We start from the raw sequence: 12,504 nt of genomic DNA, 5'->3' as shown, positions 1-12,504 counted from the left end.
ATGTACGCTGAAAAAGTTCTCTCCGGCATGCGCCCCACCGGGCGTCTCCATCTTGGCCACTACCATGGGGTGCTGGCCAACTGGGTCAAGCTGCAGGACCGCTATCCCTGCCTGTTCTTCGTCGCCGACTGGCACGCCCTGACCACCGCCTACGACGAGCCGGGCACCATCACCGACAACGCCCGCGACATGGTGGTCGACTGGCTGGCCGCCGGGGTCGATCCGGCCAAGGCGACGCTGTTCGTCCAGTCCCAGGTGCCGGAGCATGCGGAGCTGCACCTGCTGCTGTCGATGATGACGCCGCTGGGCTGGCTGGAGCGGGTGCCGACCTACAAGGACCAGCAGGAAAAGCTGACCCACAAGGACCTGACCACCTACGGCTTCCTCGGCTATCCCTTGCTGATGAGTTCCGACATCCTGATCTACCGGGCCGACAAGGTGCCGGTGGGGGAGGACCAGATTCCCCACGTCGAGTTCACCCGCGAACTGGCGCGGCGCTTCAACCATCTTTACGGCCGCGAGCCCGGCTTCGAGGACAAGGCGCGGGAGACGATGAAAAAGCTCGGCGGCAAGGGCGCCAAGCTGTACGGCGAACTGCGCACCCGCTACCAGGAAAAGGGCGACGGCGAGGCGCTGGAACAGGCGCGGGCCCTGCTGCACGAGGCCCAGAGCCTGTCCATGCTGGACCGGGAACGCCTGTTCGGCTACCTGGAGGGCGGTGGCAAGATGATCCTGGTGGAGCCGGAGGCGCTGCTCACCGAGGCTTCGCGGATGCCGGGCCTGGACGGCCAGAAGATGTCCAAGTCCTATGGCAACACCATCTCCCTGCGCGAGGACGAGGAGTCGATCCGGAAGAAGATCCGCACCATGCAGACCGATCCCCAGCGCGTGCGCCGCACCGATCCGGGCGATCCGGACAAGTGCCCGGTCTGGCAGTTCCACCTGATTTATTCCGACGCCGGCGTCAAGCAGTGGGTGCAGGAAGGATGCCGCTCCGCCGGCATCGGCTGCCTGGACTGCAAGCAGCCGGTGATCGAGGGCGTGCTGAAGGAGCAGGAGCCGATGCGCGAGCGGGCGCGGCAGTACGAGGAGAACCCGCGACTGGTGAAGGACATCCTCGCCGCGGGGCGCGAGAAGGCCAGCGCGCTGGCGCAGGAAACGATGCGCGACGTGCGCGCGGCGATCGGCGTGAGCTACGACTGAATGCCCATGAGCGAGGTCGCCAGCATCGAGGCCGCCGCCCCCCCGCCTGGTCATCAGATCAAGGTCTACGGGGAGCTGCTGGCCGAGTTGCCGCGCGATCTGTACATCCCGCCCGACGCCCTGGAGGTGATCCTCGAGTCCTTCGAGGGGCCGCTGGATCTGCTGCTGTATCTGATCCGCAAGGCCAACGTCAATGTCCTCGACATCCCCATGGCGCCCTTGACGTCGCAGTACCTGAAGTACGTCGATGCGATGCAGCAGCGGCGCAACCTGGAGCTGGCGGCCGAATACCTGCTGATGGCGGCGATGCTGATCGAGATCAAGTCGCGGATGCTGCTGCCCCGCCCGCCCCGGCCCGAGGCCGGCGAGCCGGAGGATCCGCGTGCCGAACTGGTGCGCCGGCTGCTGGAGTACGAGCAGATGAAGGGGGCGGCCGCCCGTCTGGACGCGATGCCCCAGGCCGGCCGCAATTTCGAATGGGTGACGGTGTGGATCGCCGACAAGGTGATCGAGCGCCAGCCCGACGTCAGCCTGCACGATCTCCAGGTGGCCTGGCTGGGCTTGATGAAGCAGGCCCGGGTCACCCAGCACCACAAGATCCAGCGCGAGGAACTGTCGGTGCGCGAGTTCATGATCGACATCCTGCGCCGCCTGCAAGGGCGGGGCTTCGTGGTGTTCGAGGATCTGTTCGATGTGTCCCTGGGGCGTCAGGCCTTGGTGGTGAGCTTTCTTGCCATGCTGGAATTGGCACGGGAAAGCCTGGTCGACATCACCCAGGCCGAGGCCCTGGCTCCGATTTATGTGAGAACTGCCGATGCTCCAGCTCTACAAACCTGAAGACTACAAACGGGTGCTGGAAGCCGCCCTGCTGGTGGCGATGGAGCCGGTGCCGCTGGCCGACCTGAAGCGCCTGTTCGACCAGGAGTTCGACGACGACACGTGGCGCACCCTACTCGACGATCTGCGGCGGGACTGGGCCGAGCGCGGCGTGGAACTGGTGCAGCTAGCCACCGGCTGGCGCTTCCAGACCCGGCCCGAATACCAGTTCTACCTCGACCGCCTGAAAAACGAGAAGCCGCCGAAATATTCCCGCGCGGTGATGGAAACCCTGGCGATCATCGCCTACCGTCAGCCGGTGACCCGGGGCGACATCGAGGATATCCGCGGCGTCGCGGTTTCCCCCAACGTGCTGAAGGTGCTGGAGGGGCGCGGCTGGGTTGACACGGTGGGCCATCGCGACGCGCCGGGCCGCCCCGCCCTTCATGCCACGACCCGTAAATTTCTTGACGACCTTGGGTTGCGCAGCCTTTCCGAGCTGCCGCCGCTCACCGAAATCGAAAAGGTGATGGACCTTGCAGAAAACCCGCTCCCCCAAGAAACGCAGCCCCCTCCGCCCCCCCCAATCGAAGGCCAGGGCTCCTTCCGGCTCTAGGGCTCCCACAAAAGAGCGCGAGCCTTCCAGCCCGATGCTGGAAGATGGGGCGTGTGGGGAGTGGTCCGCCGCGGATTCGCCGTCGACCTCTCCTCGTCAGCCGGGCGGAAGCCGGCCATCGCCCGCGGGCCGCGGCCGTCCACGGGGAGGGCGTTCGGCCGCCGGAGACGATGAGGTCTCGATCAAGCTGCAAAAGGCCCTGGCGGATGCCGGCCAAGGGTCGCGGCGGGAAGTGGAGCAGTGGATCAGCGAAGGACGGGTCATCGTCAACGGCGAGGCCGCCCATCTGGGGCAGCGCATCGGCCCGCATGACAAGGTCCGCGTCAATGGCCGCCTGGTGCAGCTGCATCTGGGCTGGTCGCGTCTGCCGCGGGTGTTGCTGTACCACAAGCCGGAAGGGGAGATCGTCTCCCGCGACGACCCGGAAGGCCGGGTCAGCGTCTTCGAGCGCTTTCCCCGCATCCGCGGCGGGCGCTGGATCACGGTCGGCCGCCTGGATCTGAACTCCTGCGGCTTGCTGGTGGCCACCAACAGCGGCGAGTTGGCCAACAAGCTGATGCATCCCCGCTATGGCATCGATCGGGAATACGCGGTGCGCATCCTTGGCGAATTGTCGGATGAGGCCATGCAGAAGCTGAAGGACGGCGTCGAACTGGAGGACGGTCTGGCCCGCTTCACCCGCCTCGAGGAGGCGGGCGGAGAAGGGGCCAATCGCTGGCTGCGGGTCACCCTGGGCGAAGGCCGCAATCGGGAGGTGCGTCGCATGTTCGAGGCCGTCGGCGTCACCGTCAGCCGACTGATGCGGGTCCGCTACGGCCCCCTGGTGTTGCCGCCGCAGCTCAAGCGCGGCCAATGCCGGGAACTTGGCGAGCAGGAAACCAAGGCCCTGCTTGCCAGCCTGAAGCCGCAAAAAAACCCGAGAAATCCGTAGTCTGCTTGCGCCTGGTCGGGCCTGACTGGTAGAATCCACCCGTTTATTTGGTACCGTTTTCCTCGGGTCGGGGAGCCGGGCGTACGAAAAATGGGCAGTTTGCCCATTTTTTATTTGTGGCGCGGGAATATGCAGGTCGTAGAACTGATCGAACAGGCTGTGTCGGGTCTCGGATATGAGCTCGTGGACGTCGAAATGAGTCCGCGAGGTCGTCTGTTGCGCGTTTTCATCGACAAGGCCGCCGGCGTGACGGTGGATGACTGCGTGACGGTCAGCAACCATCTGACGCGGTTGTTCGCGGTCGAGAACGTCGATTACGACCGGCTCGAGGTGTCGTCCCCCGGCCTTGATCGCCCCCTCAAGAAGCAGGCGGACTATGAGCGTTTCGCCGGTCGGGAGGTGCAGTTGAAGCTGCGTGTTCCGCTGGGGAATCAGCGCAATTTCAGCGGTGTCATCGTCGGCATGCGCGAGGGTCTGGTGGTGGTGCAGACGGAGGAGGGCGCGCGGGAGTTCGCCTTCGACGACGTCGAGAAGGCCCGCCTGGTGCCGAAGTTCTGAATTTGGGATTGTGGGAGAGTAAGGAATGAGCCGCGAAATGTTGTTGCTGGTGGATGCCCTGGCGCGGGAGAAGAACGTTGACCGGAATACCGTGTTCGACGCTTTGGAACAGGCCCTGGCTTCCGCAACGAAGAAACGTATCAACGACGATGCCGACGTGCGCGTCGAGATCGATCGCAATACCGGCGAGTTCGAGGCCTTCCGCCGCTGGCTGGTGGTGACCGACGAGGACTACGTGAATTCGGAAAACCAGATCATCCTCGAGGACGCTCAGGAGCAGATTGCCGACGTCGTCCTGGGCGACTACGTCGAGGAGGCGCTGGAGCCCATCGACTTCGGCCGCATCGGCGCCCAGGCCGCGAAGCAGGTGATCCTGCAGAAGATTCGCGACGCCGAGCGGGAGCAGGTGCTGAACGATTTCCTGGAGCGCAAGGAACACCTGGTGACGGGTACCGTGAAGCGCATGGAGAAGGGCAACGCCATCATCGAGGCCGGTCGGGTCGAGGCCCTCCTGCCCCGCGATCAGATGATTCCCAAGGAGAACCTGCGGCCCGGCGATCGGGTGCGGGCCTGGCTGAAGAAGATCGATCGGGCCGCCCGCGGCCCGCAATTGATCCTGTCGCGGACGGCGCCCGAGTTCATCGTCAAGCTGTTCGAACTGGAAGTACCGGAAATCGAGGAAGGTTTGCTGGAGATCAAGTCCGCGGCGCGCGACGCCGGCGTGCGGGCCAAGATCGCCGTCAAGTCCAATGACCCCCGCGTCGATCCGATCGGCACCTGCGTCGGGATGCGCGGCTCCCGCGTCACGGCGGTGACCAACGAACTGTCCGGCGAGCGGGTGGATATCGTGCTCTGGGCGGCGGACCCGGCGCAGTTCGTGATCGGCGCGCTGGCGCCGGCCGAGGTGACGTCGATCGTCGTGGATGAGGAAAAGCACGCGATGGACGTGGTGGTCAGCGAGGACAACCTGGCCATCGCCATCGGCCGTGGCGGCCAGAATGTCCGCCTGGCCTCGGAACTGACCGGCTGGACCATCAACCTGATGACCGTCGAGGAGTCCGTGGAGAAGCAGGAGCTCGAGAGCTCCACGATTCGCGCCCTGTTCATGGAAAAGCTCGACGTCGATGCGGAAGTCGCCAACATCCTGATCCAGGAGGGGTTCTCCACCCTGGAGGAAGTCGCGTACGTTCCCTTGGCGGAGATGCTGGAAATCGAAGCCTTCGACGAGGCGACGGTCAACGAACTGCGCGACCGGGCCCGCAACGTACTGCTCACCGAAGCCATCGTGGACGAGGAGCAGTTGGAGAACGTCGAGGAAGCGCTGGTCAATCTCGACGGGATGGACAAGTCCCTGGCCGCCAAGCTGGCTCGCCACGACGTCAGGACGCTGGACGATCTGGCGGATCTGGCGGTGGATGAACTGGTCGAAATGACCGGCATCGAGAACGACAGGGCCACCATGTTAATTACCAATGCACGAGCCCACTGGTTCGCGGATGAAGCATAAGTAGAGGGAACGACCATGGCACAAATGAGCGTTGCCCAATTCGCGACGGAACTGAAAATGCCGGCAGCCGCACTGCTGGAACAACTGGAGAAGGCCGGCGTGGCCAAGGCCGCTGCCGGCGATCTGTTGACCGAGCAGGACAAGACACGCCTGCTCGAATATCTGCGCCGTTCGCATGGCGAAACGGCGCCCAAGGCCAAGATCACGCTGACGCGCAAGCAGACCAGCGAGATCAAGTCGGCGGATTCCACCGGCAAGGCCCGCACCATCCAGGTGGAGGTGCGCAAGAAGCGGGTGCTGGTGAAGCGCGATGCCCCAGAAGCGGCGGCTCCCGCCGGCGCTGCCGAGTTGCCTGCGGCAGCCCCTGCGCCGGAGGTCGAAGCGCCGGTCGCCGCCGCGCCCGAGGCGCCGGCCATGCCGGAGCCCGTGGCGCCCGAGCCTGTCGCGCCCGCAGTCGTCGAGGCCGAGGCTGCACCGGAGCCTGTTCCCGCGCCGGAACCCGAGCCCGTGCCTGCACCGGAACCCGAGCCCGTCGCGGCAGCGCCGGCTCCAACCCCGACCCCTGCACCTGCGTCTGCTCCGGAGCGGCGTCTGGTGAAGGCGGCCGCGCCGGCACGGGCACCGGTGATCGATGATGCCCAGCGGGCGATCCGCGAAGCCGAGGCCGTCCGGCATGCCAAGCTTTCCGCTATCCAGGCGGCCGAACTGAAGGAAAAGCAGGAGCGCGAGGCCCGCGCCCGGGCCGAGGCCGAGAAACGGCTGGCCCAGCAGCAGGCCGAGTTGGCCAAGAAGGCGGCAGCCCAGGCGGCGCCCGGTGTGTCCGGTACCTTGCACAAGCCGGCAGCCAGGCCCGAGAGCGAGAAGAAACCGGAAAAGAAAGCCAAGGAACAGCCTGCCTCCAGCTGGAAGGATGATGCCGCCAAGCGGCGCGGCGGGCTCAAGACCCGCGGCGATACCGGTGGTGGCGCCGGCGGCTGGCGCGGCGGTCCACGCGGCCGGCAGGGCGGGCGGCAGGGCCAGGGCGAGCAGGCCGCGCCTCAGCAGGTGGAGGCCATCGTGCGCGATGTGCATGTGCCGGAAACCATCAGCGTCGCCGACCTGGCACACAAGATGGCGGTGAAGGCGGCCGAGGTCATCAAGACTTTGATGAAGATGGGCATGATGGTGACCATCAACCAGCAGCTGGACCAGGAAACCGCGATGATCGTGGTGGAAGAACTGGGCCACAAGGCTTTTGCCGCCAAGCTGGACGATCCGGACGCCTTCCTCGACGAGCACCATCATGAAGAGCACAAGGATGCCGAATTGCTGCCGCGCGCTCCCGTGGTGACCGTGATGGGCCACGTGGACCACGGCAAGACCTCCTTGCTCGACTATATCCGCCGCGCCAAGGTGGCGGTGGGCGAGGCCGGCGGCATTACCCAGCATATCGGCGCCTACCATGTGGAGACGGCGCGGGGGACGATCACTTTCCTCGACACGCCGGGCCACGAGGCTTTTACCGCGATGCGCGCGCGCGGCGCCAAGGCGACCGACATCGTGATCCTGGTGGTGGCGGCCGATGACGGCGTGATGCCGCAGACCAAGGAAGCGATCCACCATGCCAAGGCCGCGAACGTGCCGCTGGTGGTGGCGGTCAACAAGATCGACAAGCCCGACGCCAATCCGGATCGGGTCAAGCAGGAACTGGTGGCCGAGGGCGTGGTGCCCGAGGAATACGGCGGCGATTCGCCTTTCGTGCCGGTGTCTGCCAAGACCGGCCAGGGCATCGACGACCTGCTGGAAAACGTGCTGCTGCAGGCCGAGGTGCTGGAGCTGACGGCGCCCAAGGACACGCCGGCCAAGGGCCTGGTGATCGAGGCGCGGCTGGACAAGGGCAAGGGCCCGGTAGCGACGGTGCTGGTGCAGTCCGGTACCTTGCGCCAGGGCGACGTGCTGCTGGCGGGCCAGGTCTACGGCCGGGTCCGCGCGATGCTGGACGAGAACGGCAAGCCGATCAAGGAAGCCGGTCCCTCCATTCCGGTGGAAATCCAGGGTCTTTCCGACGTGCCCGCCGCCGGCGACGAGGCCATGGGCCTCATGGACGAGCGCAAGGCGCGGGAAATCGCCCTGTTCCGCCAGGGCAAGTTCCGCGACGTGCGTCTGGCCAAGCAGCAGGCCGCCAAGCTGGAGTCGATGTTCGAGCAAATGGGCGAGGGCGAGGTCAAGTCGCTGGCCCTGATCGTCAAGGCCGACGTGCAGGGCTCCCAGGAGGCGTTGGTGCATGCCCTGGTCAAGCTCTCCACCGACGAGGTGCGGGTCAATGTGATCCATGCCGCCGTGGGCGGAATCAGCGAGTCCGACGTCAATCTGGCCTCGGCCTCCAAGGCGGTCATCATCGGCTTCAACACTCGCGCCGATGCGGGCGCGCGCAAGGCCGCGGAAGCGTTCGGCGTGGACATCCGCTACTACAACATCATCTACGATGCGGTGGACGAGGTGAAGTCGGCCATGTCCGGGATGCTGGCGCCGGAGAAACGGGAGAACGTCATCGGCATGGTCGAGATCCGCCAGGTGTTCCGCATTCCCAAGGTGGGCGCGGTTGCCGGCTGCATGGTCACTTCCGGGGTGGTGCGGCGCAACGCCCACATCCGCCTGCTGCGCGACAATGTGGTGGTGCATAGCGGGGAACTGGACTCGCTCAAGCGCTTCAAGGACGATGTCAAGGAAGTTCGCGAAGGCTTCGAGTGCGGCCTTTCGATCAGGAACTTCTCCGACATCAACGAAGGCGATCAACTGGAAGTGTTCGAGATCCAGGAAGTCGCCCGGACCCTGTAAGCACCGCTCATGCCCAACCAGCGAGGTTTTTCCCGGTCGGACCGGGTCGTCGAGCAGATCCGCCGCGAACTGGCGGATCTGATTCGGCTCGAACTCAAGGACCCGCGGGTCACCCTGGTGACTCTGACCGCTGTGGAAATCACGCCGGATTACGCGCATGCCAAGGTGTTCTACACCACCCTGGCCGATGGGGAGCAGCGCGTGGAGATCGAGCGCGGGCTGAAGCGCAGCGCCGGCTTCCTGCGGCGCGAACTGGGGCGGCGGGTCCGCATCCACCATACGCCGGAACTGCATTTCGTCTACGACACCTCGGTCGAGCGCGGCGCCCAGCTTTCGCAGCTGATCGACGCCGCGGTCCAGTCGGACAAGCCTCAGTGAGCGCTCCGCGTCGCCCTCCACGCCGTCCGGTGGATGGCGTGCTGCTGCTCGACAAGCCGACAGGGCTGACCTCCAATGCCGCCTTGCAGAAGGCCCGCTGGCTGCTGAACGCGGCCAAGGCGGGCCATACCGGCACGCTCGATCCTCTGGCGACCGGCCTCCTGCCCCTGTGTTTCGGCGAGGCCACCAAGTTCGCCGGCGAATTGCTGGACGCGGACAAGGCTTATCGGGCCACCATCCGCCTGGGTATCACCACCGACACCGCGGACGCCGAGGGCCAGGTGCTGGAAACACGCCCGGTGCAGACGGGGCGCGACCAACTGGAGGCGGCGCTGGTGCGCTTTCGTGGAGAGATCGAACAGGTACCGCCCATGCATTCGGCCCTGAAGCGAGACGGCAAGCCTCTTTACGAATATGCGCGGCAGGGTATCGAAGTGGAGCGCCAGCCGCGCCGGGTCACCATTCACGCCCTTGATCTGCTGTCTTTCGACGGGGAGCTGGCGGTGGTGGACGTGGCGTGCAGCAAAGGCACTTATGTGCGCACCCTGGCCGCCGATCTCGGCGCGGTGCTGGAGTGCGGAGCCCATCTGGCGGCGTTGCGCCGCACCCGCATCGGCGGCCTGCGCGTCGAGAACGCCGTGACGCTGGAGGCGTTCGAAGCGCTTGCGCTGGAAGCGCGGGATCGCTGCCTGGCGCCGCCCGACACCCTGGTGGCGGATCTGCCGGTGGCGCGATTGACGGCCGCCGAGAGCGCTCGGGTGCTGCATGGGCAGGGCGTGCGCTGGGAAGGTAACGCGGGCGACCGGTGGCGCTACTACGGGGCCGACGGGACTTTCATCGGCCTGGGCGAGCTTTCCGCCGACGGCTGGCTCAATCCCAGGCGCCTGATCGCGGCGTCCACGACGCCCCGCTGAGTTGTGCCGCTGATTCGTTCTTGCGGCCGACGGGAGCGATCGTTATAATCCGCGCCTTCGCCCATGGCTCGATAGTTTGTGGGCGAAGGCAGCAGGGGATGCAGGGCTCTATCAAACCGGGGCGGCATCCTTCCATTCATAGCGTTTGAGAGATGAAAAATGGCTATTACCACCTCCGCCAAGGCCCAGATCGTGGCCGATTACCAGCGTGCCCAGGGCGACACGGGTTCTCCCGAAGTGCAGGTCGCCCTGCTCACCGCCCGCATCAATGACCTGACCGGTCACTTCAAGGAGCACACCAAGGATCATCATTCCCGCCGTGGCCTGCTCAAGATGGTCAGCCAGCGGCGCAAGATGCTGGATTACCTGAAGCGCAAGAACGCCGACAGCTATCGGGCGCTGATCGAACGTCTCGGCCTGCGCAAGTAAGCGGCGCCGATGCCCACAGGGGCAGACTGACGGGCCGGCTCGACCTCTGGTCGGGCCGGCTTTTTTATTGTTGTTGATGTTGTGATGTCCGGCGCGAATGGTCGTGCCGATCGAGATGAAAGGAAGAACAGTGCTGACTGCGATCAAGAAGAGTTTCAATTACGGTGCCCATACCGTCACCCTGGAGACGGGCGAGATCGCCCGCCAGGCCGGCGGCGCGGTGATGGTGAATATGGACGACACGGTCGTGCTGGCCTCCGTGGTGGGCGCCACCAAGGCCAAGCCGGGCCAGGATTTTTTTCCCCTGACCGTCGATTACGTCGAGAAGACCTACGCGGCCGGCAAGATCCCCGGCGGCTTCTTCAAGCGTGAAGGCCGGCCTTCCGAGAAGGAGACCCTGACCTCCCGCCTGATCGACCGCCCGATCCGCCCCCTGTTCCCGGACGGCTTCTACAACGAAGTGCAGGTGGTTTGTACCGTGATGTCCTGCAATCCCGAGATTGACCCGGATATTCCCGCGATGATCGGCGCTTCCGCCGCCCTGGCCATTTCGGGCATCCCGTTCAACGGCCCGATCGGTGGCGCCCGCGTCGGCTACATCGACGGCCAGTACGTGCTGTGCCCGACCAAGAGCCAGCTGGCCAACACGCAACTCGACCTGGTCGTGGCCGGTACTGCCGCTGCCGTGTTGATGGTGGAGTCCGAGGCCAAGCAGCTTTCCGAAGACGTGATGCTGGGCGCCGTGGTCTTCGGCCACGAGCAGATGCAGGTCGCCATCAATGCCATCAACGAACTGGTGGAACAGGCTGGCAAACCCGAATGGGACTGGCAGGCGCCGGCCAAGGACGAGGCCCTGATCACCCGCATCGACGAGCTGGCTGAAGCCGATATGCGCGAGGCGTATCGCATCACCAGCAAGCAGGCCCGCACCCAGAAAACCCGGGAGATCGCTTCCAAGGTGACCGAGGCGCTGTGCGTGGAAGGCGGCCCCGACGCCAACACCGTTGGCAATCTGCTGTTCGAACTGGAAGCCCGCATCGTCCGCAGCCAGATCCTCAACGGCGAGCCGCGCATCGATGGTCGCGATACCCGTACCGTGCGTCCCATTGCCATCCGCTCCGGTGTGCTGCCCCGTACCCATGGTTCCTCCCTGTTCACCCGCGGCGAGACCCAGGCCCTGGTGGTCGCCACCCTGGGCACCGGGCGCGATGAGCAGATCATCGATGCTTTGCAGGGTGAGTACCGCGAGCGCTTCATGCTCCACTACAACATGCCGCCCTATGCCACCGGCGAATGCGGCCGCGTCGGCTCCCCCAAGCGTCGCGAGATCGGTCACGGCCGCCTGGCCAAGCGCGCCCTCGTCGCCGTGCTGCCCAGCGCGGAGGAGTTCGCCTACTCCATGCGCGTCGTTTCGGAGATCACCGAATCCAACGGTTCCTCCTCCATGGCCTCCGTCTGCGGCGGCTCCCTGGCCCTGATGGACGCCGGCGTGCCCTTGAAGGCCCATGTGGCCGGCATCGCCATGGGCCTGATCAAGGAAGGCAACCGCTTCGCGGTGCTGACCGACATCCTGGGCGACGAGGACCACCTGGGCGACATGGACTTCAAGGTGGCCGGCACCGACAACGGCATCACCGCCTTGCAGATGGACATCAAGATCCAGGGCATCACCAAGGAGATCATGCAGGTGGCCCTGGCCCAGGCCAAGGACGCCCGTCTGCATATCCTGACCCAGATGCAGCAGTCCATGTCCGGCGCCCGCGAGGATGTCTCCGCCTACGCACCCCGCATGATCACGATGAAGATCAACCCCGAAAAGATCCGCGACGTGATCGGCAAGGGCGGCGCCACCATCCGCGGCTTGACCGAGGAAACCGGTTGCGTGATCGACATCCAGGACGACGGCAGCGTCACCATCTCCTCGGTCAATGCGGACGCGGCCCAGGTGGCCAAGAAGCGCATCGAGGACATCACCGCCGAGGTCGAAGTGGGCAAGGTGTATGAAGGCACGGTGCTGCGTCTGCTGGACTTCGGCGCCATCGTCCAGGTGCTGCCCGGCAAGGACGGCCTGCTGCACATCTCCCAGATCGCCAACGAGCGGGTCAACGCCGTGGCCGACTATCTCAAGGAAGGCCAGGTGGTGAAGGTCAAGGTCATCGAGACCGACGACAAGGGCCGCGTGCGCCTGTCGATGAAGGCGGTGGCCGCCGAAGGAGCGCCCGCTCCCGAAGCTGCCCAGTAAGTACAAGCTTCGGCACCAGCGAAAAGGGACGCCGCACGTCCCTTTTCGTTTCGAGTGGCACAGTCATTAAAAAAGCGCCCGAAGGCGCTTTTT

At 65.4% G+C, this 12,504-nt stretch carries 11 protein-coding genes; all 11 read left to right on the top strand.

All coding sequences use genetic code 11. From position 1 onward, the window contains the following. A complete protein-coding gene (locus B9N43_RS05690; RefSeq protein WP_145841349.1) occupies positions 1-1,203 on the top strand; it encodes a tryptophan--tRNA ligase in 1,203 nt (400 codons plus the stop codon). Between the two features lie 6 nt (positions 1,204-1,209). Beyond that, positions 1,210-2,040, top strand: a complete 831-nt coding sequence (locus B9N43_RS05685; protein ID WP_261379396.1) for a segregation and condensation protein A — start codon at positions 1,210-1,212, stop codon at positions 2,038-2,040. Then, entirely contained in the window at positions 2,018-2,635 is a 618-nt protein-coding gene (scpB, locus tag B9N43_RS05680; protein WP_145841347.1) for an SMC-Scp complex subunit ScpB, read from the top strand. The genes B9N43_RS05685 and scpB overlap by 23 nt, the downstream gene beginning before the upstream one ends. 181 nt (positions 2,636-2,816) lie before the next feature. Beyond that, a complete protein-coding gene (gene rluB, locus B9N43_RS05675; RefSeq protein ID WP_261379438.1) occupies positions 2,817-3,566 on the top strand; it encodes a 23S rRNA pseudouridine(2605) synthase RluB in 750 nt (249 codons plus the stop codon). A gap of 129 nt (positions 3,567-3,695) precedes the next feature. Continuing rightward, positions 3,696-4,124: a ribosome maturation factor RimP gene (gene rimP / locus B9N43_RS05670; protein WP_145841345.1), complete on the top strand. Its 429-nt coding sequence runs from the start codon at positions 3,696-3,698 to the stop codon at positions 4,122-4,124. Between the two features lie 25 nt (positions 4,125-4,149). Then, positions 4,150-5,631 (top strand): transcription termination factor NusA, encoded by a 1,482-nt coding sequence (gene nusA, locus B9N43_RS05665; protein ID WP_145841344.1) that lies wholly within the window; start codon positions 4,150-4,152, stop codon positions 5,629-5,631. Positions 5,632-5,646: 15 nt separating this feature from the next. Then, a complete protein-coding gene (infB, locus tag B9N43_RS05660; RefSeq protein ID WP_145841343.1) occupies positions 5,647-8,448 on the top strand; it encodes a translation initiation factor IF-2 in 2,802 nt (933 codons plus the stop codon). A gap of 9 nt (positions 8,449-8,457) precedes the next feature. Further along, positions 8,458-8,826: a 30S ribosome-binding factor RbfA gene (gene rbfA / locus B9N43_RS05655; RefSeq protein ID WP_145841342.1), complete on the top strand. Its 369-nt coding sequence runs from the start codon at positions 8,458-8,460 to the stop codon at positions 8,824-8,826. Further along, positions 8,823-9,740 carry a tRNA pseudouridine(55) synthase TruB gene (truB, locus tag B9N43_RS05650; RefSeq protein WP_145841341.1) on the top strand — a complete coding sequence of 306 codons (918 nt, stop codon included), beginning with the start codon at positions 8,823-8,825 and terminating at the stop codon, positions 9,738-9,740. Before rbfA ends, truB begins: the two co-directional genes overlap by 4 nt. 159 nt (positions 9,741-9,899) lie before the next feature. Continuing rightward, the gene (rpsO, locus tag B9N43_RS05645; protein WP_145841340.1) at positions 9,900-10,169 is read left to right on the top strand and encodes a 30S ribosomal protein S15; all 270 of its coding nucleotides are present in this window, start codon (positions 9,900-9,902) and stop codon (positions 10,167-10,169) included. 115 nt (positions 10,170-10,284) lie between these two features. Further along, positions 10,285-12,411 carry a polyribonucleotide nucleotidyltransferase gene (pnp, locus tag B9N43_RS05640; protein WP_222428818.1) on the top strand — a complete coding sequence of 709 codons (2,127 nt, stop codon included), beginning with the start codon at positions 10,285-10,287 and terminating at the stop codon, positions 12,409-12,411. The last annotated feature ends 93 nt before the right edge of the window (positions 12,412-12,504 follow it).

This window comes from Denitratisoma sp. DHT3 (genome assembly GCF_007833355.1).
Classification (GTDB): domain Bacteria; phylum Pseudomonadota; class Gammaproteobacteria; order Burkholderiales; family Rhodocyclaceae; genus Denitratisoma.
Note: the sequence above shows the minus strand (reverse complement) of the source record. Positions and strands in the feature narration are given on the sequence as shown.

Coding starts and splice junctions, on each gene's coding strand:
- B9N43_RS05690 (WP_145841349.1), top strand. CDS start 1: ATGTACGCTGAAAAAGTTCTCTCCGGCATGCGCCCCACCGGGCGTCTC.
- B9N43_RS05685 (WP_261379396.1), top strand. CDS start 1,210: ATGAGCGAGGTCGCCAGCATCGAGGCCGCCGCCCCCCCGCCTGGTCAT.
- scpB (WP_145841347.1), top strand. CDS start 2,018: ATGCTCCAGCTCTACAAACCTGAAGACTACAAACGGGTGCTGGAAGCC.
- rimP (WP_145841345.1), top strand. CDS start 3,696: ATGCAGGTCGTAGAACTGATCGAACAGGCTGTGTCGGGTCTCGGATAT.
- nusA (WP_145841344.1), top strand. CDS start 4,150: ATGAGCCGCGAAATGTTGTTGCTGGTGGATGCCCTGGCGCGGGAGAAG.
- infB (WP_145841343.1), top strand. CDS start 5,647: ATGGCACAAATGAGCGTTGCCCAATTCGCGACGGAACTGAAAATGCCG.
- rbfA (WP_145841342.1), top strand. CDS start 8,458: ATGCCCAACCAGCGAGGTTTTTCCCGGTCGGACCGGGTCGTCGAGCAG.
- rpsO (WP_145841340.1), top strand. CDS start 9,900: ATGGCTATTACCACCTCCGCCAAGGCCCAGATCGTGGCCGATTACCAG.
- pnp (WP_222428818.1), top strand. CDS start 10,285: ATGAAAGGAAGAACAGTGCTGACTGCGATCAAGAAGAGTTTCAATTAC.